Source organism: Ideonella sp. (assembly GCF_035254525.1).
GTDB lineage: Bacteria > Pseudomonadota > Gammaproteobacteria > Burkholderiales > Burkholderiaceae_C > Ideonella.
The window spans coordinates 1-23,060 of sequence record NZ_DATFAN010000135.1 but is presented as its reverse complement, the minus strand read 5'-3'; the positions used below and the strand labels follow the sequence as shown (position 1 = coordinate 23,060).

General features: G+C 71.2%; 20 protein-coding genes and 1 pseudogene. 13 read left to right on the top strand and 8 right to left on the bottom strand.

The window, feature by feature from the left end; translation table 11 throughout:
• The first annotated feature begins 114 nt into the window (after positions 1–114).
• Together VJ693_RS13295 and VJ693_RS13290 are read left to right on the top strand one after the other, a co-directional pair.
• Entirely contained in the window at positions 115–423 is a 309-nt protein-coding gene (locus VJ693_RS13295; protein ID WP_324154811.1) for a DUF485 domain-containing protein, read from the top strand.
• Positions 420–2,147 carry a cation acetate symporter gene (locus tag VJ693_RS13290; protein ID WP_324154809.1) on the top strand — a complete coding sequence of 576 codons (1,728 nt, stop codon included), beginning with the start codon at positions 420–422 and terminating at the stop codon, positions 2,145–2,147. The genes VJ693_RS13295 and VJ693_RS13290 overlap by 4 nt, the downstream gene beginning before the upstream one ends.
• 61 nt (positions 2,148–2,208) lie before the next feature.
• Here the strand turns inward: VJ693_RS13290 and VJ693_RS13285 are convergent, their stop codons facing one another.
• Together VJ693_RS13285 and VJ693_RS13280 are read right to left on the bottom strand one after the other, a co-directional pair.
• Complete coding sequence (locus VJ693_RS13285; RefSeq protein ID WP_324154808.1) at positions 2,209–4,176, bottom strand: alkyl/aryl-sulfatase; 1,968 nt, start codon at positions 4,174–4,176, stop codon at positions 2,209–2,211.
• A 24-nt stretch (positions 4,177–4,200) separates the two neighbouring features.
• Positions 4,201–5,811, bottom strand: a complete 1,611-nt coding sequence (locus VJ693_RS13280) for a GMC family oxidoreductase (protein ID WP_324154806.1) — start codon at positions 5,809–5,811, stop codon at positions 4,201–4,203.
• Between the two features lie 116 nt (positions 5,812–5,927).
• Between VJ693_RS13280 and VJ693_RS13275 the strand changes: the two genes are divergently transcribed.
• The gene (locus VJ693_RS13275) at positions 5,928–6,887 is read left to right on the top strand and encodes a LysR family transcriptional regulator (protein ID WP_324154804.1); all 960 of its coding nucleotides are present in this window, start codon (positions 5,928–5,930) and stop codon (positions 6,885–6,887) included.
• Here VJ693_RS13275 and VJ693_RS13270 read toward each other — a convergent pair.
• Complete coding sequence (locus VJ693_RS13270; protein ID WP_324154802.1) at positions 6,838–7,392, bottom strand: DUF2505 family protein; 555 nt, start codon at positions 7,390–7,392, stop codon at positions 6,838–6,840. The two genes, VJ693_RS13275 and VJ693_RS13270, sit on opposite strands and share 50 nt — an antisense overlap.
• Before the next feature lie 188 nt (positions 7,393–7,580).
• Here VJ693_RS13270 and VJ693_RS13265 point away from each other — a divergent pair, with 188 nt between their 5' ends.
• The 9 genes from VJ693_RS13265 to VJ693_RS13225 all read left to right on the top strand — a co-directional run bounded on the left by VJ693_RS13265 (position 7,581) and on the right by VJ693_RS13225 (position 15,327).
• On the top strand, positions 7,581–8,030 hold the full coding sequence (locus VJ693_RS13265; protein ID WP_324154800.1) for a hypothetical protein: 450 nt from the start codon (positions 7,581–7,583) through the stop codon (positions 8,028–8,030).
• Positions 8,031–8,168: 138 nt separating this feature from the next.
• Positions 8,169–8,504, top strand: coding sequence for a hypothetical protein (locus tag VJ693_RS13260; RefSeq protein ID WP_324154798.1), 336 nt, complete (start codon positions 8,169–8,171; stop codon positions 8,502–8,504).
• Complete coding sequence (locus VJ693_RS13255) at positions 8,501–9,928, top strand: TolC family protein (protein ID WP_324154796.1); 1,428 nt, start codon at positions 8,501–8,503, stop codon at positions 9,926–9,928. Before VJ693_RS13260 ends, VJ693_RS13255 begins: the two co-directional genes overlap by 4 nt.
• Positions 9,929–9,944: 16 nt before the next feature.
• On the top strand, positions 9,945–11,369 hold the full coding sequence (locus tag VJ693_RS13250) for a copper oxidase (protein WP_324154794.1): 1,425 nt from the start codon (positions 9,945–9,947) through the stop codon (positions 11,367–11,369).
• A gap of 25 nt (positions 11,370–11,394) precedes the next feature.
• Positions 11,395–11,904 (top strand): cupredoxin family protein, encoded by a 510-nt coding sequence (locus tag VJ693_RS13245; protein WP_324154792.1) that lies wholly within the window; start codon positions 11,395–11,397, stop codon positions 11,902–11,904.
• A gap of 17 nt (positions 11,905–11,921) precedes the next feature.
• The gene (locus VJ693_RS13240; RefSeq protein ID WP_324154790.1) at positions 11,922–12,245 is read left to right on the top strand and encodes a copper-binding protein; all 324 of its coding nucleotides are present in this window, start codon (positions 11,922–11,924) and stop codon (positions 12,243–12,245) included.
• Between the two features lie 68 nt (positions 12,246–12,313).
• A complete protein-coding gene (locus tag VJ693_RS13235; protein WP_324154788.1) occupies positions 12,314–12,724 on the top strand; it encodes a hypothetical protein in 411 nt (136 codons plus the stop codon).
• 21 nt (positions 12,725–12,745) lie between these two features.
• Entirely contained in the window at positions 12,746–14,959 is a 2,214-nt protein-coding gene (locus tag VJ693_RS13230) for a copper-translocating P-type ATPase (RefSeq protein WP_324154787.1), read from the top strand.
• Positions 14,956–15,327, top strand: a complete 372-nt coding sequence (locus VJ693_RS13225) for a hypothetical protein (RefSeq protein ID WP_324154785.1) — start codon at positions 14,956–14,958, stop codon at positions 15,325–15,327. The genes VJ693_RS13230 and VJ693_RS13225 overlap by 4 nt, the downstream gene beginning before the upstream one ends.
• On the opposite strand, the gene VJ693_RS13220 is transcribed toward VJ693_RS13225, so the two are convergent.
• From VJ693_RS13220 to cadR, 5 genes are all read right to left on the bottom strand, one after another.
• Positions 15,311–18,472, bottom strand: coding sequence for an efflux RND transporter permease subunit (locus VJ693_RS13220; protein WP_324154783.1), 3,162 nt, complete (start codon positions 18,470–18,472; stop codon positions 15,311–15,313). The two genes, VJ693_RS13225 and VJ693_RS13220, sit on opposite strands and share 17 nt — an antisense overlap.
• 11 nt (positions 18,473–18,483) lie before the next feature.
• Complete coding sequence (locus VJ693_RS13215) at positions 18,484–19,788, bottom strand: efflux RND transporter periplasmic adaptor subunit (RefSeq protein WP_324154782.1); 1,305 nt, start codon at positions 19,786–19,788, stop codon at positions 18,484–18,486.
• Positions 19,785–21,041 carry a TolC family protein gene (locus VJ693_RS13210; protein WP_324154780.1) on the bottom strand — a complete coding sequence of 419 codons (1,257 nt, stop codon included), beginning with the start codon at positions 21,039–21,041 and terminating at the stop codon, positions 19,785–19,787. The genes VJ693_RS13215 and VJ693_RS13210 overlap by 4 nt, the downstream gene beginning before the upstream one ends.
• Before the next feature lie 150 nt (positions 21,042–21,191).
• Positions 21,192–21,623, bottom strand: coding sequence for a hypothetical protein (locus tag VJ693_RS13205; protein ID WP_324154778.1), 432 nt, complete (start codon positions 21,621–21,623; stop codon positions 21,192–21,194).
• A gap of 96 nt (positions 21,624–21,719) precedes the next feature.
• Entirely contained in the window at positions 21,720–22,160 is a 441-nt protein-coding gene (cadR, locus tag VJ693_RS13200; RefSeq protein WP_324154777.1) for a Cd(II)/Pb(II)-responsive transcriptional regulator, read from the bottom strand.
• Between the two features lie 66 nt (positions 22,161–22,226).
• On the opposite strand from cadR, the pseudogene VJ693_RS13195 reads away from it, so the two are divergent.
• A pseudogene (locus tag VJ693_RS13195) lies at positions 22,227–23,060 on the top strand (cation-transporting P-type ATPase); the annotation flags it as partial.

Here is a 23,060-nt window from a genome sequence, read left to right as displayed (position 1 = left end):
CTTACGTCGGCCTGAGTCGCGCGCGGACTCGTCAGCCCCGGGTCAGCGCGCGGTCAGTGCGGGGTCAGACCGCCGACCCACACTCGCTCGACCCCATCGAACCAGGAGCGAGACATGAGCGACCCCGTCACCGAGCGCATCCGCGCGAACCCCAAATACCAGGAACTCAAGCGCAAGCGCAACGTCTTCGGCTGGACGCTCGCCCTGTTCATGATGGTCGTCTACTACGGCTACATCGCGCTGATCGCGTTCAACAAGGAGTTCCTGTCGATCCCGATCGGCGCAGGGGTCACGACGATCGGCGTGCCGATCGGCATGGGGGTGATCGTCTTCACGATCGTCATCACCGGCATCTATGTGCGGCGCGCGAACACCGAGTTCGATGCGCTGACCCGTGAGATTCTCGCGAAGGAAGGCAAATGACCCGCGCCCGCATCGTCATCGCCGCGCTGCTCGCCGCCTTCGCCACCGGCAGCGCCTTCGCCGCCGGGGCCGACCTGGGCCAGGCGGCCCAGCAGGCGACCAACTGGACGGCCATCGGGATGTTCGCGGCCTTCGTGGCCGGCACGCTGTGGATCACCAAGTGGGCCGCCAAGCGCACCCGCTCGGCCGCCGATTTCTACACCGCCGGTGGCGGCATCACCGGCTTCCAGAACGGCCTGGCCATCGCGGGCGACTACATGTCGGCCGCGTCCTTCCTCGGCATCTCGGCCGCGGTCATGGCCAGCGGCTACGACGGGCTGATCTACTCGATCGGCTTCCTGGTCGGCTGGCCGGTGATCACCTTCCTGATGGCCGAGCGGCTGCGCAACCTCGGCAAGTTCACCTTCGCCGACGTGGCCGGCTACCGCTTCAAGCAGACGCCGATCCGCGCCTTCGCGGCCTCGGGCACGCTGGTGGTCGTGGCCTTCTACCTGATCGCGCAGATGGTCGGCGCCGGGCAGCTGATCAAGCTGCTGTTCGGCCTCGAGTACTGGATGGCGGTGGTCATCGTCGGCGCGCTGATGATGGTCTACGTGCTGTTCGGCGGCATGACGGCCACGACCTGGGTGCAGATCATCAAGGCCTGCCTGCTGCTGGCCGGCGTGAGCTTCATGGCCTTCATGGTGATGGCGCAGTTCGGCTTCAGCCCCGAGGCGTTGTTCGCCAAGGGTGTTGCGGTCAAGACCGCCATCGCCGCCGCGGCCGGCAAGACGCCGGAAGAGGCGGCCACCCTGGGCGGCTCGATCATGCGCCCCGGCGGCTTCGTGAAGGACCCGATCTCGGCGATCAGCTTCGGCATGGCGCTGATGTTCGGCACGGCCGGCCTGCCGCACATCCTGATGCGCTTCTTCACCGTGCCGGATGCGAAGCAGGCCCGCAAGTCGGTCTTCTGGGCCACGACCTGGATCGGCTACTTCTACGTGCTGATCTTCATCATCGGCTTCGGCGCGATCACGCTGGTGCTGACCAACCCCGAGTACGCCGACGTCGCCAAGGGCGTCATCAAGGGCGGCGCGGGCACGGCCAACATGGCGGCGGTGCTGGTGGCCAAGTCGGTCGGCGGCGACGTGTTCTTCGGCTTCATCTCGGCCGTGGCCTTCGCGACCATCCTCGCGGTGGTGGCGGGCCTGACGCTGTCGGGCGCCTCGGCCGTCTCGCACGACCTGTACGCCACGGTGTTCAAGCACGGCAAGGCCGACAGCGCCGCCGAGCTGAAGGTCTCGCGCATCACGACCGTCGCGCTGGGCATCGTCGCCGTGGTGCTGGGCATCGTGTTCGAGAAGCAGAACATCGCCTTCATGGTCAGCCTGGCCTTCGCGATCGCGGCATCGGCCAACTTCCCGGTGCTGTTCATGTCGGTGCTGTGGAAGGATTGCACGACCAGGGGCGCGGTGATCGGCGGCTTCCTCGGCCTGATCTCGTCGGTCGGCCTGACGGTCGTCTCGCCCTCGGTGTGGGAAGCCACGCTCGGCAACCCCAAGGGCTCGGCCTGGTTCCCCTACACCTCGCCGGCCCTGTTCTCGATGAGCATCGGCTTCGTCGGCATCTGGCTGTTCTCGATCCTCGACCGCAGCGGCCAGGCCGCGAAGGAACGCGGGGCCTTCGAGGCGCAGCAGGTGCGCTCGGAGACGGGTCTGGGCGCGTCGGGGGCGTCGGGCCACTGAGCGGCGCCGCTGAGCGGGATGTCGCAGGGCCGGCGTCGAAGGGCGCCGGCCCTGCGCCCGTTCAGGGCGTGACGATCGGGAAGGTCCCGCTGGCCTTGTCGATCAGGCTGAAGAAGCGCACCAGGTCGATGCGGCTGCCGTCGACGTGGAGGTCGTCGCTCATCAGCGTGTCCTTCACGCCGGCCGTGCCGGCCATCATCTTCACGAAGATCGGGCGGGTCAGCGTCAGCGTCGCGTTCGCGTCGGGCGCCGGCGGGGCCTTGCGGTGGTGCAGCACCGCGTTCTCGATCCACAGGACGTAGGACTCGCCAAGGTCCGACAGCACCAGGTTGACCTTCAGGTTCTTGCCGCCCGCCGCGGGGCCGTCCAGCCCGGCGGCCATGGCCTCGAGGAAACGCTCGACCGGCGTCTGCCCCAGCATGTCGATGAAGCTCGCGCGGTCTACGCCCTTGGCCGGCGGGCCGTTGCGCAGCTCGGCCGCGGCGGTCAGGTAGCTGTTGCGCCAGGTGGCCGCCTCGGCGGCGTAGCCGAGCTGGTCGTAGGTGCGCGCGAGCAGGTCCTTGGCGGCCCGATGGTCGGGCGCGGCGAACACGGCCTCGTCCAGCAGCTCGGCGGCCCATCGGTACTCGCCCTGGTCGAAGGCCGCCTGCGCGGCGGCCACCGCCTTGTCGGGGCCGCCGATCAGCGCGATGTGGCGCCGCGCCGATTCCTCCGGCGGCAGCGGGTCCAGGCGGGCCGGGTTGCCGTCGTAGGCGCCCAGGTAGAACTGGTAGACCGCCTTCACGTTGTGGCGCAGGTCGCCGTAGTAGCCGCGGGCGCCGAAGTGCTGCTGCAGCGAGGCCGGCAGCTTCACCATGTCGGCGATCTCGCGCGGCGTATAGCCGGCGTTGATCAGGCGCACCGTCTGGTCGTGCGTGTACTTGTAGACATCGCGGTGGACCGTGATGAACTCGGCGATGCGGTCGTGACCCCAGACCGGCCAGTTGTGCTGGCCGAAGTACACCTCGGCGTCGCCGAGCTGGTCGAGCGCCTGCTGCATGTAGCCGGCCCAGCGCAGCGCGTCTCGCACCTTGGCGCCGCGCACCGGCAGCAGGTTGTGCATGGTCTGGGCGAGGTTCTCGGCGCCGCCGTAGGCCTTGCGGTCGGGGATCTCGAAGGTCATCTCGGCCGGCGCCTCGGCGCCGGGCACGTTGTGGAACACGAAGCGCACGCCATCGAGCACCAGCTCCTGCGTGGGCTCGGTGATCAGCTGCGTGGGCGGCAGGATGCCGAAGTTGCCGTAGGCCACGCCCTTGCCGAGCCCGGTGTCGACCATGCCGCGGGGCGAGCGCTCCAGGTCCTTGCCGAACTGGTAGGCCGAGCGCCGGCCCATCGCGGTGCCGACCATCACGTTCTCGCTGGTCGCCTCGTCCATGAAGCCGGCCGAGGCGACGACCGGGATCCGGCGCGCGGCCACCTCCTCGGGGCTGGCCACGCCGAGCGCGCCGCCGAAATGGTCGATGTGGCTGTGCGTGAAGACGATGGCGGTCACCGACTTGTTGCCGAGGTGCTGGCGGGCGAAGGCCAGCGCCGCGGCGGCGCTCTCGCGCGCGGTCAGCGTGTCGACCACGATCCAGCCGCTGCGGCCCTCGATCAGCGTCATGTTGGCGAGGTCGAAGCCGCGCAGCTGGTAGATGCCGTCGGTGACCTTGAACAGGCCGGTCTGCGCGTTCAGCAGCGCATGCCGCCACAGGCTGGGGTTCACCGTCGGCGGTGCCGGCCCGTCGAGGAACTTCCAGGCGTCGAAGTCGACCAGCACGCTGCCGTCGGCGGCGCGCAGCTGCCCGGCCGGGCGCGCGATGAAGCCACGCCGCGCGTCCTCGACATCCCGCGGGTCGTCGAGCCTCAGGCCCTGGGCGAGTTGGTGGTTGGCGGCCTGGGTGGCCGGCGTGGCATCGCCGGCCACGCCGCCGATACCGGGGTGCTTGCCGCAGCCGGCGGCCAGCAGCGCGAGCGTGACGATCGCGGCGAGCGCGGAACGTGGTGACATGAATGCCCTCTTTCGGTCGCCAGGTCAGGCCGCCTGTGCATCGGCGCGGATCAGGTCCGCTGCCTTCTCGCCGATCATGATGGTCGGCGCGTTGGTGTTGCCGCCGACGATCGTCGGCATGATCGAGGCGTCGACGACGCGCAGGCCGGGCACACCGTGCACCCGCAGGCGGTCGTCCACGACAGCCAGCGGGTCGCGCCCCATCTTGCAGGTGCCCACCGGGTGGTATTGCGTGTCGGCCCGCGCACGGATGTCGGCCGCGATCGAGGCCGTGTCGTCGGCACGCACCGGGTACAGCATCCGGCCGCGGATGCCGTTCAAGGGCGCGGATTCGACGATGCGCTGCTGCCACCGTGCGCCCTTGAGCAGCAGCGCCATGTCGCGCTCGTCGTCGAGAAAGCGGGGGTCGATGCGCGGCGCGGCACGCGGATCGGGGCTTGCCAGGCTCACGCGGCCGCGGCTGTGCGGCCGCAGCACGTCGACGTGGCACGAGATGCCGTGCCCCCAGTGCAGCTTGCGCGCGTGGTCGTCGACGATGCCTTGCACGAAGACGAGTTGCAGGTCGGGCACCGGGACATCCGGGCTGGAGCGCAGGAAGGCGCCCGATTCGGCGATCGAGCTGGTGATCATGCCGGTGCGCTGCGTCTTCCACTCCAGCGCGGCCGCGGCCAGCTTCGCGCCGCCACGCAGCGACAGCCCGAAGGTCGCGCTGTCGTTGCGCGTGCGCCAGGTCTGCACGTAGTCGATGTGATCCTGCAGGTTCTGGCCGACGCCCGGCAGGTCTCGCCGCACGGGGATGCCCAGCCGCTGCAGCTCGGGGCCGGGCCCGATCCCCGACAGCATCAGCAGCTGCGGCGAACCGAAGGCCCCGGCACTGAGCACGATCTCGCGGCGCGCGCGCAGGCTCATGCGCTCGGCGCCGACGCTCGCCTCGACGGCGCATGGCCTGGCGCCATCGAAGGCGAGGCGCGACGCGGTGGCGCCGGTGATCACCTTCAGGTTGGGCCGCGCCAGGTGGGGCGTAAGGTAGCCCTTGGCGGCGCTGCAACGCTCGCCGTTGCGCTGCGTGACCTGGTACATGAAGGCGCCGAAGGGCTCCCCCGCGTTGTAGTCGTCGATCACCGGCAGGCCGTTGGCTGCCGCCGCGGCCAGGAAGGCCCGGTTGATGGGGCTCGGGCTGCGCAGGGCGGTCACGTTCAGAGGCCCGCCCCGGCCATGGGCCGGCCGGTCGCCGAAGGTCTCGTTGTTCTCGGCGCGACGGAAGTACGGCAGCACCTCGTTCCACGACCAGCCCAGGTTGCCCAGCGCGGCCCAGTGGTCGTAATCCCAGCGGTGGCCGCGCACGTACAGCATGGCGTTGATCGAGCTGCTGCCGCCCAGCGTCTTGCCGCGCGGCTGGTAGCCGCAGCGGCCACCCAGGCCAGCCTGCGGCACCGTCTCGTAGGCGTAGTTGTGGATGCGCCGGGGCACCATCGCGACCACGCCCGCCGGCGCGTGGATGAGCACGCTGCGGTCCGGCCCGCCGGCTTCCAGCAGGCAGACACTGACCTGGGAGTCCTCGGTCAGGCGCGACGCGAGCACGCAGCCGGCCGAGCCGGCGCCCACGATGACGTAGTCGAATTCCATGGGCCGCATGGCCTGTGTCTCCTTGGGGGCCATCGCGGCCCTTCGCTCGAATGGCGCGCAGGATCGGTGAATCCGGCATGAACGTCCAATGCATAATGTTCAGGCATTCATTGCATGGCATGCATATGCAGCTGCGACACCTCCGGCACCTGGTGGCCCTCGCCGACGAAGGCCGGTTCGTCGCGGCGGCCGAGCGGGTCCACCTCAGCCAGGCGGCGTTCAGCCGCAGCATCCAGGCGCTCGAGAGCGAGCTCGACCTGCGGCTGTTCGACCGCGGCCCCCAGGGCGCCGTGCTCACGCCCGCCGGCCGCGTCATCGCGGAGCGAGCGCGGCAGCTCCTGTTCGACAGCCGCTGCCTCGAGCGCGATGTCGCCCTGCTGCGCGAAGGCGACCTGGGCGACGTCAGCTTCGGGGCCGGCCCGTTCCCGGCCGCCACCCTGGTGGCGCCGCTGCTGGCGAGCCTGCATCGCGAAGCGCCGGGCCTGGTCATGCATGTGCGCAGCGGCAACGTCGCCAGCCTGCTCACGCTGCTGCACGCCGAATCGATCGATTTCTTTCTCGCCGACCCGCGGCTGGCGGCGCCCGACGCCCGGCTGGAGACGGCGCCCATCGCCCAGCTCGAAGGTGCGTTCTACGTGCGTGCACGCCACCCGCTGGCGCGCCAGCGGGTCGTCCGGCCGGCCGATCTGCAGCGCTACGGCGTCGCGTCGGTGTTCACGCCGCTGGAGCTGCGCGACGCACTGGCGCGCGGGCTGGGTTTCGACGGCGCCGCGGGCTTCCCGCTGCGCGCCGAATGCGACGACCTGCCGACGCTGCTGCACCTGGCGCAGCACAGCGACCTGGCGGTCGTGCTGCCCCACGCGCTCGTGGCCGCCTCGACGCGGTCACTGAAGGCCCTGACGCTCGCCGGTGCCGCGCCGCCGCTCTACGCCGACGTGCAGGCGGTCTGGCTTCGCGGCCGGACCCGCTCGCCCGCCGCGCAGCGGGCCATCGACCTGGCCCGGCAGGTGGCCGCCACCCTGCCCGGCGCGGTGGTCATCGCAGGGCTTCGGGGAGGGGGTGCGACTGCAGGTAGCGCAACGTGAAGTCGTGGTCGGCATCGAGCGCCGCGCGCACCTCGCGGCCGAACAGCAACGTGGCGGCGTCGCCCGCCAGCGGCAGGGTCGTCTCGATCCGCCAGTCCATCGTCATTCTGCAGGCCCCGGGCGCCAGTTGCCTGATCGTGCCGCGGCCGTGCGCCTGCAACGGCAGGCCGAGCAGCGTGATGTCGATCGCGGCCTCGGCCTCGCGGGGGCCGTTGCGATGCCAGGCCGAGCGGTGGCGCAGCGTCTGGCGCTCGGTGGTCAGCACGCGTACCCAGGCCGGCAGGTGAGCGCGGTCGGCGACGACGTCGCGCTCCAGATCGACGTCGATCGCCTCGGCCGTGGCCGCGAAGCGGCGCAGCCGCAGGGCCCTCGCGCCCAGTGCACGGTACTTCTGCCGGACATAGTCGCGCTGGCCCAGAGTCGCCCACAGGCGGTCCAGGCCGGCCGGATAGTCGTGCTCCAACGTGAACGCGATCATCTCAGAGCGTTGGAGTCCGTCGGGCATGGGTGAAAGACGCTCACGCCCAGTGCGCGGGTCTGTTGCTCCTGCAGCGCGAGGGTGAGAGAGCCAGCAGATCCATCGTGTAGGCAAGGTAGCGGGGGGCCACGCGCAGCCGGTTGAGCGCCCTCAAGCCAGGGGGGCTTTGGGGCCGACCGGCGTGGCCGGGGGGCGCTTTGGATACATTAACGCCCATGCGTTCGCTGTGGCGTTTCATGCTGGTGTGGCTGATGGCGCTGGCGATTCCCGTTCAGGGGGTCGCCGCCGTCGGCATGCTGCATTGCGCGACGTCGCCGCAGCCGGGGCCGCTCGCGCTCGCGGGGCCGGCGCATGCCGGGGTGATGCACGCGCACGGGCCGGCCTCCCCACACGCGCATGCTGCGCATGCCGGCCACGGGCATGACGGCCATCACGTCGGAGATGGGCATGGCCCGGCGGCCGATAACCCGGCCGACAGCACGACGTCCCTCGGCCACAAGTGCAGCGCCTGCGCCGCCTGCTGCGCCGGCCTGGCGCTGCCGGCCCACGCGGTCGAGTTCAGCAGCCCCGTCGTCGCGAGCTTCGCGGCACTGCCGCCCGGCGCCACGCCGGTGCGCTTCGTGCTCGGCCGGCTCGACCGGCCACCCCGCCCCGCCCTCGCCTGAACGGCGGCGCCCGCTGCCGCTGACCGGCCTCGCCCCCCGGTTGCGCGCTGCCCGGTTGCCTGATGGCCCGTTCCGCCGCCACGCCCTCAGCGCATCCGCCGTGGGCGTGCCCGTCCCGACCCTGCGAGGTTCGTTCCCATGCATGCATTCCCCCGCTGGCGGCTGGCAGCCGCCCTGCCGCTCGTGGCGAGCCTGGCGGCCCAGGCCGCCGCGCCCGGCGATCCGCTGAACCCTGAAGTGCCCGTGCCCCCGGCCAGCCACGCCTCCTCGCTGGCCCGCTACCGGCCCGCCGGCGAGACCGAGGTCGCGCCGTGGAAGGCCACCAATGACATCGTCGGCCGCATCGGCGGCTGGCGTGCCTATGCGCGTGAGGCGAGCGCCGCGCCTGCACCTTCAGCAATCACCGCTCCAGCCTCCGCCGCCTCGGGCGCCACCGGTGGCCACGACCACTCCCACGGAGGCTCGACCCGATGAAGCGCCGCCCTTCCCTTGCGCGCCTGCTGATCGCCGCGGCCGCCACGGCCACGCTGGCGGGTTGCGCCACGCTGAGCGACGACGGTGGATTCAGCCCCGTCGAGCAGACCGCCCGCGAGCGGCTCGGCAAGGAGGTCCGCTGGGCCCGCAGCGACCAGGATCGCGCGCTGATCGCCGAGCGCGTCGACACGCTGCTCGCCCAGCCGCTGACCATGGACGCGGCCGTGCAGCTCGCCCTGTTGAACAACCGCGGCCTGCAGGCCGACTTCTTCGAGCTCGGCATCACCGAGGCCGAGGTGGTGCAGGCCGGCTCACTGCCGAACCCGGGCTTCAGCTTCAGCCGGCTCACCCGCGGCAGCGAGGTCGAGCTCGAACGCGGCTGGCACCTGAACCTGGCCAGGCTGCTCGCGCTGCCGCTGGTGCGCGAGGCCGAATCGCGCCGCTTCGCCCAAGCGCAGGGCACGGCCGCCACGCGCGTGCTCGCGCTGGCCGCCGACACGCGCAAGGCCTGGGTGCAGGCGGTGGCCGCCGAAGAGGCGGTGCGCTACAGCGGCCAGGTGGTTCGCGCCGCCGAAGCCAGCGCCGAGCTGGCGCGCCGCATGGCCCAGGCCGGCAACTACAACAAGCTGCAGCAACTGCGCGAACAGTCGTTCTACGCCGACGCCGCGCTGGGCCTTGCGCGTGCCGAGCAGGCGCAACGCGCGACGCGCGAGCGCCTGACCCGGCTGCTCGGCCTGTGGGGCACGCAGACCACGTTCCGCCTGCCCGAGCGCCTGCCCGACCTGCCGGCCGCGCCGCGCGAACAACCCGACATCGAGCGGCGCGCGATCGCCGAACGGCTGGATGTGCAGGCCGCGCGCCTGGCCACCGAGCAGACCGCACGCCACCTCGGCCTGACCCGCACGACGCGTTTCGTCGACGTGCTCGAGCTCGGCGTGCTGAACAACGGCTCGAGCGAGGCGCCCACGCAGCGCGGCTGGGAGGTCACGCTCGAGCTGCCGCTGTTCGACTGGGGCACGGCCAAGGTCGCCCGCGCCGAGAGCGTCTACCGCCAGGCCCTGAACCGCGCCGCCGAGGCCGCCATCAACGCCCGCTCCGAGGTGCGCGAGGCCTATGGCAGCTACCGCTCGGCCTGGGACATCGCCAAGCACCACCGCGACGAGCTGGTGCCGCTGAAGCAGCGCATCGCCGAGGAAGACGTGCTGCGCTACAACGGCATGCTGATCGGCGTGTTCGAGCTGCTTGCCGATGCCCGCTCGCAGATCGCGAGCGTCAACGCCGCGATCGACGCGCTGCGCGACTTCTGGCTCGCCGATGCCGAGCTCGAGATGGCGCTCGTCGGCCCTTCCGGCGCGAGCATGGCCTTCGCCACCCCCGCTTCTGCAGCCAACGCCGCGGCCGAGCCCGCCGGCGGCGGCCACTGATCCCCAAGGATTCCCGATGGTTTCCCGACGCAACTTTCTCGGCCGTGCCGGCGCGATCACGGCCGCCGCCACTGCCGCCACCGTCAGCAAAGCCGCGATGGCCGCGCTGCCCGAACCGGTCATCCAGACCCGGCCCGACACGATGCCGCCGCTGGTGCCCGCCAGCGGCCGGCCCTACAACCCGGTCGTCACGCTCAACGGCTGGACGCTGCCCTGGCGCATGAACAACGGCATCAAGGAGTTCCACCTCGTGGCCGAGCCGGTCGTGCGCGAGATGACGCCCGGCTTCACGGCCCACCTGTGGGGCTACAACGGCCAGAGCCCGGGGCCGACGATCGAGGTCGTCGAGGGCGACCGCGTGCGCATCTTCGTGACCAACAGGCTGCCCGAGGTGACCAGCGTGCACTGGCACGGCCAGCGCCTGCCCAACGGCATGGATGGTGTGACCGGCCTGACGCAGCCACCAATCCCGCCGGGCAAGACCTTCGTCTACGAGTTCGTCGCGCGACGGCCCGGCACCTTCATGTACCACCCGCATGCCGACGAGATGACGCAGATGGCCATGGGGATGATGGGCATGTGGGTCACGCACCCGAAGGCGAAGCACCCGCTGATCGACGAGGTCCAGCGCGACTTCTGCTTCCTGCTGGCCGGCTACGACATCGACCCCGGCGCCTACACGCCGAAGATCATGACGATGCTGGATTTCAACCTATGGACCTGGAACAGCCGCGTCTTCCCCGGCATCGACCCGCTGGTCGTGCGGCAGATGGACAAGGTGCGCATCCGCGTGGGCAACCTGACGATGACCAACCACCCGATGCACCTGCACGGCCACGAGTTTCAGGTCACCGGCACCGACGGCGGGCCGATCCCGAAGGCGATGCGCTTTCCCGAGGTGACGACCGACGTCGCGGTCGGGCAGATGAAGCAGTTCGAGTTCATCGCCGACGAGGAAGGCGACTGGTCGTTCCATTGCCACAAGAGCCACCACACGATGAACGCGATGGGCCACGGCGTGCCGACGATGATCGGCGTGGACCACCGCAAGGTCGTGCGCGAGATCACCGGGCTGATCCCCGACTACATGGTGATGGGCGAGCGCGGCATGCACGACATGACCGAGATGGAGATGCCGTTGCCCGACAACACCGCGGCGATGATGACCGGCGAAGGCCCGTTCGGCGCGGTCGGCATGGGCGGCATGTTCTCGGTGCTGAAGGTGCGCAAGGACCAGAAGCCGCGCGATTACACCGACCCCGGCTGGTACCGCCACCCGCCCGGCACGGTGGCTTACGAATTCACCGGCACGCTGCCCGAGCCGGCGGCCGCACCGCAAGGCCGCCAGGGCCACGGCGCGATGGCACCGGCGGCGGCGCCGAAATCTCCCATCGAAGTGCAGGTGCGCAAACCCGGGCCGGGCCATGCCGGCTCGCATTGATGATCGAACGACACGAGGACGAACGATGACATCTTGGATCCCTTCCCTGCTGCTTGCCGCAGCGCTCGCCGCCACCGGCGCCGCCCAGGCACACGGCGGCACCGACCACGCGAAAGCCGGCGCCCCCGTGCGCAAGGAGCAGAAGCCCTGGGGCATCGCCGCCGACGCCAAGGCCGCCAAGCGCACCATCGAGCTGCGCATGCTCGACACGATGCGCTTCGTGCCCGACCGACTCGAGGTGCGCCAGGGCGAGACGGTGCGCCTGCGCATCCGCAACGACGGCACGATGCTGCACGAATTCGTGCTCGGCACGAAGCAGGAGCTCGACGAGCACGCCGCGCTGATGGTGAAGTTCCCCGACATGGAACACGACGAGCCCTACATGGCCCACGTGCCGCCCGGCCAGACCGGCGAGATCGTCTGGACCTTCAACCGCGCAGGCACCTTCGACTTCGCCTGCCTGATTGCCGGCCACTACCAGGCCGGCATGGCCGGGCGCATCCAGGTCGCCGCCACGCCCACCCGCCAACCTTGACCCGAATGGAGCCCCCCATGAAGACCACCCTGCTCGCCCTGTCACTGATCGTCGCCCTGCCCGCCCTCGCGCAACAGCAGCCCGCCCAGCCGCCGGCCGCATCGGCAACGGCCAACGCCGACATGACCGCCGGCGAAGTCCGCAAGGTCGACAAGGCCGCCGGCAAGGTCACGATCAAGCACGAGGAGCTGAAGAACCTCGAGATGCCCGCGATGACGATGGTCTTCGCGGTGCGCGACCCACTCTGGCTCGACCAGCTCAAGGCCGGCGACCGCATCCGCTTCAAGGCCGCACGGGCCGACGGCAAGTACACGGTCACCGAGCTGGAATTCATGCGCTGACGCGCCCACCGATCGCTGGCACCGGCGCTCGCCGCGCCGCTGCCCTCACGCACCACCAGGAGTCCACCATGGCCATGCTTCGCTCGATCTCGATCACCACCCTCGTCGTCACGCTCGTCGCCTGCGCCCAGACGCCCGTTGACCGCACCACCGCACGCCCGATGGCGGCCGCCGCTTCAGCGCCCATGGCCATGCCGGACCGGATGGCGCAGATGGAGGCCCATATGAAGGCCATGCGCGAAATGCACGACAGGATGGCCCGCGCTGGCACGCCGGAAGAGCGACAGGCCCTGATGGCAGAGCAGATGAAGATGATGCAGGACGGCATGGCCATGATGGGCGGCATGGGGCCTGGCTCGATGCGCATGGGCATGGGCATGGGCGGCCCGCAGATGATGGAGATGCGCATGGACATGATGCAGTCCATGATGCAGATGATGATGGACCGCATGCAGCCCCCGACGCCTGCCACGAAGTAGTTGGCGAGGAGGGCCGAAGCCATGAACGCTCACGATCACACGCACGCCCCCCATCACCACGTCCCCGCCACGCCGGCGCCGCCAGCGCCGACGCCCGCCCCCGGCACGATCTACACCTGCCCGATGCACCCCGAGATCCGGCAGGACCACCCGGGCAGCTGCCCGAAATGCGGCATGACCCTGGAGCCGGTGCTGCCGGCGCTGGACGACAGCGACGAGAACCCCGAGCTGCTCGACTTCCAGCGACGCTTCTGGTGGACGCTGCCGTTGACCGTCGTCGTCACCCTGATGGCGATGCTCGGCCACCGGCTCGGCTGGTTCGAGATGGCCACGCAGAGCTGGATCGAGCTGGTTCTGTCGGCGCCGGTGGTGCTGTGGGCCGGCGGGCCCTTCTTCGTGCGCGGCGTGCGCTCGATCGTCCAGCGCAGCCCGAACATGTGGACGCTGATCGGCCTGGGCACCGGCGCGGCTTTCGTCTACAGCGTGGTCGCCACCGTCGCGCCGGGCGTGTTCCCGGCCTCGTTCCAGGCCATGGGCCGGGTGGCGGTCTACTTCGAGGCCGCCGCGGTGATCATCTCGCTGACGCTGCTCGGGCAGATCCTCGAGCTCAAGGCGCGCTCGCAGACCTCGGCCGCCATCAAGGCGTTGCTGGGCCTGGCGCCGAAGACCGCGCGCCGCATCGCACCCGACGGGCACGAAGAGGACGTGCCGCTGGCGCATGTGCACGTGGGGGATCTGCTGCGCGTGCGGCCCGGCGAGAAGGTGCCGGTCGACGGCGAGGTGGTCGAAGGCAGCAGCTCGGTCGATGAATCGATGCTCACCGGCGAGCCCCTGCCGGTGCATAAGCGCCCGGGCGACGCGCTGATCGGCGCGACGCAGAACACCAGCGGCGCGCTGGTGATGCGCTCGCAGCGCGTCGGCGCGCAGACCGTGCTGTCGCAGATCGTGCAGATGGTCGCGCAGGCCCAGCGCTCGAAGGCGCCGATGCAGCGCATGGCCGACCAGGTAGCCGGCTGGTTCGTCATGGCGGTCGTGGCCATCGCGCTCGCAACCTTCTTCGCCTGGGGCCTGTGGGGCCCCGAGCCCCGCTGGGTCTACGGGCTGATCAACGCGGTCGCCGTGCTGATCATCGCCTGCCCCTGCGCACTGGGGCTGGCGACGCCGATGTCCATCATGGTCGCCACCGGGCGCGGCGCCACGCAGGGCGTGCTGTTCCGCGATGCGGCGGCGATCGAGCACCTGCGCCGTGTCGACACGCTGATCGTCGACAAGACCGGCACGCTGACCGAGGGCAAGCCCGCGTTCGACCGCGCCGTGGCCGCGCCGGGCGGCGAGCCGGACGAGGTGCTGCGCATCGCCGCCAGCCTGGACCAGGGCAGCGAGCACCCGCTGGCCGACGCGATCGTGCACGCGGCGCGCGCGCGGGGCCTCGCGCTGGCCAAGGCCGAGAACTTCGAATCCAGTTCGGGCATCGGCGTGCGCGGTGTCGTCGACGGCCGGCGTGTCGCGCTCGGCAACACCGCGCTGATGCAGCAGGAGGGTGTCGGCGTCGAGCCGCTGAAGGCACAGGCCGAAGCCTTGCGCAGCGAGGGCGCCAGCGTGATGCACCTGGCCGTCGACGGGCAACTCTTCGGCCTGCTCGCCGTGGCCGACCCGGTCAAGGCCAGCACGCCCGAGGCGTTGGCCACGCTGCAGGCCGCCGGCCTGCGGGTCGTGATGGCCACCGGCGACGGCCTGACCACCGCGCGCTCGGTGGCCCAGCGCCTGGGCATCACCGAGGTGCACGGCGAGGTCAAGCCGGCCGACAAGCTGGTGCTGGTGCAAGCGCTGCAGCGCGAGGGCCGCGTGGTCGCGATGGCCGGCGACGGCATCAACGACGCGCCGGCGCTGGCCCAGGCCGACGTCGGCGTCGCCATGGGCACCGGCACCGACGTGGCGATGAGCAGCGCGCAGGTCACGCTCGTCAAGGGCGACCTGCGCGGCATCGCGGTGGCGCGCCGCCTGTCGGAGGCGACGATCGCCAACATGAAGCAGAACCTCGGCTTCGCCTTCGTCTACAACGCGCTCGGCGTGCCGCTCGCGGCCGGGGTGCTCTACCCCGCCACCGGCTGGCTGCTGTCGCCGATGATCGCCGCGCTGGCGATGAGCCTGAGCTCTGCCTCTGTGATCAGCAATGCGCTGCGGCTGCGGCACGCCTCGCTGGCGCCCGCTCGCGTGCAGAATGCGCGCCCATGAACAAGACCCTGCTCACCTTCTCGTTGGCGGCGCTGGGCGCTGCGGCGGCACACGCCGAACTGGTCGACATCGCCTGGTCCGCCGACCAGCGCTTCGAGCGGAGCTTCGCCGTCGCGCCGGCCAAGTTCGCCGAGGTCTGCGGCAAGCTGGCCAAGGGCGAATCCATCGCCTGGCGCTTCGAGGCCGACCAGCCGCTGAACTTCAACATCCACTACCACGTCGGCAAGGCCGTCGAATACCCGGCGAAGCAGGACGGCGCGAAGAGCGCCGACGGCACGCTGGCCGTGGCGCTGGACCAGGACTACTGCTGGATGTGGACCAACAGGTCCGGCGCCCCGGCGACGCTGAAGCTCACGCTGTCGAAGTGAGCGTGGCCGGCGCGGCGGCGGCCGCCCGGCGCAGCCGCCAGCCCTGCACCAGCGCGTAGATGGCCGGGATGACGCCCAGCGTCAGCACGGTCGACGAGATCATGCCGCCGACCATCGGCGCGGCGATCCGGCTCATCACCTCCGAGCCGGCGCCGGTGCCCCACATGATCGGCAGCAGGCCGGCCATGATCGCGACGACCGTCATCATCTTCGGCCGCACCCGCTCGACGGCGCCTTCCATCACGGCGGCGTAGAGGTCCGCCGCCTGCGGCGCGCGGCCTTCGTCGCGGCAGCGCGCCTGCACCTGGCTCCAGGCGTGGTCGAGGTAGATCAGCATCACCACGCCGGTCTCGGCCGCCACGCCGGCCAGCGCGATGAAGCCCACCGCCACGGCGACCGACAGGTTGTAGCCGAGCCACCACATCAGCCACACCCCGCCGACCAGCGCGAACGGCACCGAGAGCATCACGATCAGCGTTTCGGTCAGGCGCCTGAAGTTCAGGTACAGCAGCAGGAAGATCGTCAGCATGGTCACCGGCACGACGACCTTCATCTTCTCGATGGCGCGCTGCATGTACTCGAACTGCCCGCTCCAGCTCACGTAGTAGCCCGGCGGGAAGCTCACCTGCTCGGCCACCGCGCGCTGCGCATCGGCCACGTAGGAGCCGATGTCGCGGCCGCGGATGTCGACGAAGATGTAGGCCGACAGCAGCGCGTTCTCGGTGCGTATGCCCGGCGTGCCGCGCTCGACCACGACCCGCGCCAGCTGGCCCAGCGGCAGCATCGCGCCGTCCATCGTCGTGACCAGCACCTCGCGCTCGATCTGCGCAGGGTTCGTTCGCAGCTCGCGCGGGTAGCGCACGGTCACGCCGAAGCGCTCGCGGCCCTCGACCATCGTCGTCACCATCTCGCCGCCGAGCGCGGTGCCGATCACCTCCTGCAATTCGCCCACCGTGAGCCCGTAGCGCGCGAGCTGCGCGCGGTCGGGCTCGATCGACAGGTAGCTGCCACCGGTCAGGCGCTCGGCAAACGCCGAGGTCGTGCCCGGCACGGCCTTGACGACCGTCTCGATCTGCCGCGCCAGGCGCTCCATCTCGGCCAGGTCCTTGCCGAAGACCTTGATGCCGATCGGTGTGCGGATGCCGGTCGACAGCATGTCGATGCGCGCCTTGATGGGCATCGTCCAGGCGTTCGAGATGCCGGGGAACTGCAGCGCCTGGTCCATCTCGGCGATCAGCTTGTCGGTCGTCATGCCGGGCCGCCACTGGTCTTTCGGCTTCAGGTTGACGACCGTCTCGAACATCTCGGTCGGCGCCGGGTCGGTCGCGGTGTTGGCGCGGCCGGCCTTGCCATAGACCGAAGCGACCTCGGGGAAGGTCTTGATGATCCTGTCCTGGGTCTGCAGCACCTCGGCCGCCTTGGTGATCGACATGCCGGGCAGCGAGGTGGGCATGTACAGCAGCGTTCCCTCGTCGAGCGTCGGCATGAACTCGCTGCCGAGCTGCGAGGCGGGGAACACGGTGAGCGCCATCACCGCCGCCGCCGCCGCGATGGTCAGCACCTTCCATCGCATCACCCACGCGATGATCGGCCGGTAGGCCCAGATCAGGAAGCGGTTGACCGGGTTCTTCGCCTCGGGCATCACCCGGCCGCGGATGAACAGCATCATCAGCACCGGCACCAGCGTGACCGACAGCAGCGCCGCCCCGGCCATCGCGAAGGTCTTGGTGTAGGCCAGCGGCGCGAACAGGCGCCCTTCCTGCGCCTCCAGCGTGAACACCGGCAGGAACGAGACGGTGATGATCAGCAGCGAGAAGAACAGCGCCGGGCCGACCTCGGTGCAGGCATCCAGCATGGCGTCGGCCCGCTCGCGCGTGCTGTGACCCGGCTTCAGGCGCTCCAGGTGCTTGTGCGCGTTCTCGATCATCACGATGGCCGCGTCGACCATCGCGCCAATCGCGATCGCAATGCCGCCCAGGCTCATCAGGTTCGAGTTCATGCCCAGCAGCCGCATCGCGATGAAGGCGATCAGCACGCCCACCGGCAGCATCAGAATCGCCACCAGCGCCGAGCGCACGTGCAAAAGGAAAATCACGCACACCGCGGCGACGATCAGGCTTTCTTCCAGCAGTGTGCGCTTCAGGGTGTCGATCGCGCGGTGGATCAGCTCCGAGCGGTCGTACACCGGCACGATGCTCACGCCCTCGGGCAGGCCCGAGGCGATCTCGCCGATCTTGGCCTTGATGTTGCCGATCACCTCCAGCGCGTTCTGCCCGTAGCGGGCCATGGCGATGCCGGAGACCACCTCGCCTTCGCCGTTCAGCTCGGCCACGCCGCGCCGCTCGTCGGGCACGCGCTCGACACGCGCGATGTCGCGGATCAGCACCGGCGTGCCGCCGTCGGACTTGACGGCCAACGCCTCGATGTCGCCGATCCCGCGCAGGTAGCCCTTGCCGCGCACCATGTACTCGGTCTCGGACATCTCGACCACGCGCCCACCGACATCGCGGTTCGAATCGCGAACGACCTGCGACACGCGCGCGAGCGGAATGCCGTAGCTGCGCAGCTTCACCGGGTCCACCGTGACCTGGTAGGTCTGCACGAAGCCGCCGATCGACGCGACCTCCGCCACGCCCTGGGCCTTGGTGAGCTGGTAGCGCACGAACCAGTCCTGGATCGCGCGCAGCTCGGCCAGCGTCTTGTGCTTGGCCAGCAGCGCGTACTGGTAGACCCAGCCGACCCCCGTGGCATCGGGCCCCAGCGAGGGGGTGATGCCCGGCGGCAGCCGGCCGGCGGCGAAGTTCAGGTACTCCAGCACCCGGCTGCGGGCCCAGTAGATGTCGGTGCCGTCTTCGAAGATCACGTAGACGAACGAGGCGCCGAAGAACGAGAACCCGCGCACGACCTTGGATCTCGGCACCGCGAGCATCGCTGTGGTCAGCGCGTAGGTTACCTGGTCTTCCACCACCTGCGGCGCCTGGCCGGGCACCTCGGTGTAGACGATGACCTGCACGTCGGACAGGTCCGGCAGTGCGTCGAGCGGCGTGCGCAGCACCGCCACGACGCCGCCGATCACGACGAACAGCGTGGCCAGCAGCACGAGCAAGGGATTGCGGCCCGACCAGCGGATGAGGTGGTTCAGCATGGTGGCCCCCTTCAGTGCCCGGCCGGCGCGCTGGCCGCCGCGCCGAAGCCGCCGACCGCCGCGCGCAGGTTGCTCTCGGCATCGATCAGGAAGTTCGCCGCGACGACCACCGGCTCGCCCTCGCGCACGCCCGAGAGCACCTCGACCACGCCATCGCCGCGCTGGCCCAGCCTGACCTCGCGCGGCTCGAAGCGCCCCTCGCCCGCGCGCACCAGCACGAGCTGACGCGTGCCGCTGTCGATCACCGCCGAATCGGGCACCGTCAAGACCGGCGCGCTGGCACCGGCCTGCAAGGCGACCTCGGCCGACATTGCGGGCTTGAGCCGCCCGCGCGGGTTCGCCAGCTCGATGCGCACCGGCACCGTGCGTGTCGCCGCGTCCATCGTCGGCAGGATGCGTGTGATGCGCCCCTCGAAGCGTTCGCCCGGGTAGGCCGGCAGCTGCACGCTGGCCAGGCTGCCCGGCCGCACCAGCGCGATATCGCGCTCGGGCACGTCGGCAACGACCCACACGGTGGACAGGTCGGTCACCTGGTACAGCATCTCGCCGGGCATGAAGCGCATGCCCTGGAAGGCCTTCTTCTCGGTCACGATGCCGGCCACCGGCGAGCGCATGGTCAGCGTGCGCCTGGGCTCGCCGGTCTTCACCAGCGTGGCCAGCTCGTCGTCCGACAGGCCCCAGTTGCGCAGGCGCGCCAGGCTCGCGTCGGCCAGGCGCCCCATGCCGCCGGCGGCTTCGCCCGCGGGCAGCTGCCGCGCGCCCTGCACCGCCAGCAGGTACTCCTGCTGCGCCGTCACCAGATCGGGGCTGTAGACCTCGAACAGCGGCTGGCCGCGGCCCACCGCCTGGCTGGTCGTGTTGACGTGCAGCCGCTCCACGTAACCCTCGAAGCGCGGCGAGATCAGCGCGATGCGGCGTTCATCCGGCTCCACGCGGCCAGTGGCGCGCAGCGCCCGGCCCAGCGGCCGCATCGCGGCCGGTTCGGTGCGCACGCCGAGCTTCTGCACCTTGTCGGTCGACAGCTTGAGGGTGTTCGCCGCGTCGGGCTGCTGCTCCTCTGCGTAGACGGGGATGTAGTCCATGCCCATCGAATCCTGCTTGGGCGTCGGCGAGGTGTCCGGCAGGCCCATCGGGTTGCGGTAGTAGAGGATCTTGCGTTCCGCCGGCTTCGCCGGGGCCGAGGCCGGGGCCGAGGCGGCAGCAGCAGCAGGCCTCCCGGCCGACGGGATGGCGTTGCGCTGGCCTGCCAGGTAGCCGCCGGCGCCGGCGAGCGCAGCCACTGCCAGCGCGATCCAGGTTGTCGTGGTCTTGTTCACAGTTCTTCTCCGACGATGCGTTCGATCTCGGCCACGCGCATCTGCGCGTCGGCCTGGGCCTTGAGACGGTCCTGCCGGGCCTTGCGGATCTGGCGCTCGGTGTCGAGCAGCATCGCGAACTCGGCCTTGCCGGCCTCGTAGGCGGCCAGCGCCGAGCGCAGGGCGAGCTCGGTCTGCGGCAGCAACTCATCGGTGATCAGCGCTTCGGTGCGGCGCGCTGCATCGAGCGCCGAGAGCTGCTCGCCCAGCTCGCCGAGCAGCTGGCTCGCCAGCGCGTCGGCGCGGGCGCGCTGCGCATTCGCCATCGCATCGGCCTCGCGCTGCTGCGAGCGGCGCGTCTCGCGCTGCAGCGGGATGTTCAGCTCCACCATCACGCCCCAGCTCGCGATGCGCGAGCCCATCTGCACTGGCGCTAGGCCGAGCTGCAGGTCGGGGATGTGGTTGCGCGAGGCCAGCTCGCGGTTGCTCTGCGCCGCCCGCAGCCGCGCCGCCTCGGCGGCCAGCAGCGGGTTCGCGCTGCGCGCGCGCTGCGCCAGCGTGGCGGCGTCGTAGACGTTCACCGCCGGCAGCGGCCGCGGCGCGCCGGGCTCGGCCAGCGGCGCGGCGGCGTCGCGCGCGAGCAGCGCGTTCAGCCGCACCCGGGCCTGCTGCGTCTCGTTGGCCAGCGCGATCAGCTCGGCGCGCATCGCCGTCTGCTCCAGCTGCGCGCGAATGGCGTCCTGCTGGCTGCCCAGGCCGGCCGCGTAACGCTGCCGCGCGGTCTGCTCCAGCCGGGCGAGCAGCTCGACCTGTTCACGCACCAGCCGCTCGCTGCCCGCGGCGGCGAAGTACTGCGCGAACCCGGTCTTCAGCTTCGCGGCCAGCTCGCTCCACGCCGCGTCGGCCCGCGCCTGGGCCTGCTGCGCGTCGGCGCTCGCCGCATCGCGCCGCAGCCCGCGCTTGCCGCCCAGCGGAAAGCCCTGCATCAGCGTGTAGCGCGCCTCGCGCGCCGCACCGGTGTCGTTGCCGAGGTTCTCGAGCTCGACACGCAGCACCGGGTCCGGCAGCGCGCCGGCCGGCTGGATGCGCTCGGCCGCGGCCTCGGCCTCATGCCGCATCGCCGCGAGCTCGGGGCTTTGCGCGCGGGCATAGGCCAGCAGGCTGTCGAGGTCGGCGCCCAGTTCGGCCGCCGATGAGATGGACGGCGCACAGATCAGCGCCAGCGCCGCCAGCGCGGCCAGCCGCGATGCGCGCCTTCGAAGGTCGATTCGCACAAGAGCCTCCTCGGGGTGCGAACGTGAGGGGGCGGCACGCGCACCCGAACCGGGCGCGGCCGCATGAACCGTGGGGGGTGGGCCGCCCGCGGGTCGGCCGGGGCGCGCGGGCGCGGCCGTCGAAGCGGCCAACGCGGCGCCCGCCAGGCGCTATAGCGTCAGGCGAAGGAAGGCGATGGGAATGGGCACGCGCGACGGGGGCCGCGCGGCCTCGGCGAGCGGCTCGCGCTGCGCGTCAGCCGCCGCGGCATCCTGCCACAGGGGCGCCGGCGGCGGGGCGAGCCAGGCGATGGTGCCCGGGTCGAGCTGCTGCTTCGCGCTGGCCGCCTTGGCCGCGTCCTCGCCGCAGACCTTCAGGCACACCAGCTTGTCGGCATGCGGCGCCGGCTGGGCCTTGGCGGCACCGGCATGCGCCGGGCAGTGCGCGCCGTCGTGCGCACCCACTTGCGGCGCCGCGAGCTGGGCCGCGGCCGCATGCACCACGCAGGCATCGGCAATGCCCACGCCGAGCGCCAGCAGCCAGGCCAGCAGCACGCGGGCTGCCAGGCTGCGAAGGCGCTGGGCTTGACCGAAGATGGGCATGGGGCGAAGGGCACGGGAGTCTGGCTCGGATACTGCCCGCAGGCAAGGGTTCCGGCCTTGACCACTGTCAACGCGCATGGCGGCGCGGCGTCGGCCTCAGTGCGCGCCGCGCACGTGGCGCCGCCCGGCGGCCGTGGCCGGCCGCGCAGCGGCCTCGAGGCCTTGCAGGATGCCGCAGTCCGCCGCGGCGTTCGGCACGTTGCAGCACGCGCGCAGCTCGCGCAGCGTCTTCTCCAGCGCACGCAACTCGCGGATGCGCGCCGCCACATGGCCGATGTGCGCGTCGAGCAACGCATTGACCTGGCCGCAATCGGCCTGCGGCGCGTCCCTGAACCCCAGCAGCATGCGCACCTCGGCCAGTGTCATGTCCAGGCCGCGGCATTGGCGGATGAAGCCCAGCCGCTCGGCATGGGCCTCGCCGTAGATGCGGTAGTTGCCGCCGCTGCGCGCCGGCGTCGGCAACAGCCCCTCGCGCTCGTAGAAGCGGATCGTCTCGACAGGCGTTCCGCTCGCCTGGGCCAACTCGCCGATGCGCATGTCAGGAACCCCTCTTGGTCGAACAAGGCTTGACTCTAAACCCGCTACAGGGTTTGCAATGGCGGCATGAGCGATGCACCTGCCCACGACCCGACCGGATCCGCGCCCGAATTCGCACCCACTTGCCAGCCTCGCCCCTCGGCGAGCGCCTGCTGCAGCGGCGCCTGCGGCGGGCCGCTGCCGATCAGCCCCGCTGCACGCGACGATGAGGACGGGCAGGCGCCCGTTGGTGGCCTGCCACGCATGGCCGGCGCGCTGGTGCTGGCGATCGCGGCCGAAGCGATATCGCTCGCCAGCCCGGCTTGGGCGGCCCAGGCGCTGAGCCTGTCCGTCGCCGGCGCGGCCATCGGGCTGGCCGGCCTGGACGTGTTCAGGAACGGCCTGGCCGCGCTGCGCCAGGCCCGGCTGAACATCGACGCCTTGATGTCGGTGGCCGTCGCCGGCGCCTTCGTGATCGGCCAGTGGCCCGAAGCCGCGATGGTGATGGCGCTGTATGCGATCGCCGAGTGGCTCGAGGCCCGCGCCGTCGACCGGGCGCGCCACGCGATCACCGGCCTGCTCGCGATGGCGCCCGACGCGGCCGCCGCGCGGCAGGCCGACGGCTCGTGGCAGACGCTGCCCGTCGCCCAGGTCGCCGTGGGTGCGACCGTGCGCATCCGCCCCGGCGAGCGCGTGCCGCTCGACGGCGTGGTGGCCGAGGGCTGGTCGGCGGTCGACCAGGCGCCGGTGACGGGCGAGAGCATCCCGGTCGACAAGGCACCGGGCGACCCGGTGTTCGCCGGCACGATCAACCGCAGCGGCACGCTCGTCGCGCGGGTGACGGCCGAGGCGACGAAGTCGACGCTCGCGCGCATCATCCACGCCGTCGAGCAGGCCCAGGGCAGCCGCGCGCCGATGCAG

Excerpts from the sequence above, each read along its gene's own strand:
- VJ693_RS13295 (WP_324154811.1), top strand. The coding sequence starts at position 115 with ATGAGCGACCCCGTCACCGAGCGCATCCGCGCGAACCCCAAATACCAG.
- VJ693_RS13290 (WP_324154809.1), top strand. The coding sequence starts at position 420 with ATGACCCGCGCCCGCATCGTCATCGCCGCGCTGCTCGCCGCCTTCGCC.
- VJ693_RS13285 (WP_324154808.1), bottom strand. The coding sequence starts at position 4,176 with ATGTCACCACGTTCCGCGCTCGCCGCGATCGTCACGCTCGCGCTGCTG.
- VJ693_RS13280 (WP_324154806.1), bottom strand. The coding sequence starts at position 5,811 with ATGCGGCCCATGGAATTCGACTACGTCATCGTGGGCGCCGGCTCGGCC.
- VJ693_RS13275 (WP_324154804.1), top strand. The coding sequence starts at position 5,928 with ATGCAGCTGCGACACCTCCGGCACCTGGTGGCCCTCGCCGACGAAGGC.
- VJ693_RS13270 (WP_324154802.1), bottom strand. The coding sequence starts at position 7,392 with ATGCCCGACGGACTCCAACGCTCTGAGATGATCGCGTTCACGTTGGAG.
- VJ693_RS13265 (WP_324154800.1), top strand. The coding sequence starts at position 7,581 with ATGCGTTCGCTGTGGCGTTTCATGCTGGTGTGGCTGATGGCGCTGGCG.
- VJ693_RS13260 (WP_324154798.1), top strand. The coding sequence starts at position 8,169 with ATGCATGCATTCCCCCGCTGGCGGCTGGCAGCCGCCCTGCCGCTCGTG.
- VJ693_RS13255 (WP_324154796.1), top strand. The coding sequence starts at position 8,501 with ATGAAGCGCCGCCCTTCCCTTGCGCGCCTGCTGATCGCCGCGGCCGCC.
- VJ693_RS13250 (WP_324154794.1), top strand. The coding sequence starts at position 9,945 with ATGGTTTCCCGACGCAACTTTCTCGGCCGTGCCGGCGCGATCACGGCC.
- VJ693_RS13245 (WP_324154792.1), top strand. The coding sequence starts at position 11,395 with ATGACATCTTGGATCCCTTCCCTGCTGCTTGCCGCAGCGCTCGCCGCC.
- VJ693_RS13240 (WP_324154790.1), top strand. The coding sequence starts at position 11,922 with ATGAAGACCACCCTGCTCGCCCTGTCACTGATCGTCGCCCTGCCCGCC.
- VJ693_RS13235 (WP_324154788.1), top strand. The coding sequence starts at position 12,314 with ATGGCCATGCTTCGCTCGATCTCGATCACCACCCTCGTCGTCACGCTC.
- VJ693_RS13230 (WP_324154787.1), top strand. The coding sequence starts at position 12,746 with ATGAACGCTCACGATCACACGCACGCCCCCCATCACCACGTCCCCGCC.
- VJ693_RS13225 (WP_324154785.1), top strand. The coding sequence starts at position 14,956 with ATGAACAAGACCCTGCTCACCTTCTCGTTGGCGGCGCTGGGCGCTGCG.
- VJ693_RS13220 (WP_324154783.1), bottom strand. The coding sequence starts at position 18,472 with ATGCTGAACCACCTCATCCGCTGGTCGGGCCGCAATCCCTTGCTCGTG.
- VJ693_RS13205 (WP_324154778.1), bottom strand. The coding sequence starts at position 21,623 with ATGCCCATCTTCGGTCAAGCCCAGCGCCTTCGCAGCCTGGCAGCCCGC.
- cadR (WP_324154777.1), bottom strand. The coding sequence starts at position 22,160 with ATGCGCATCGGCGAGTTGGCCCAGGCGAGCGGAACGCCTGTCGAGACG.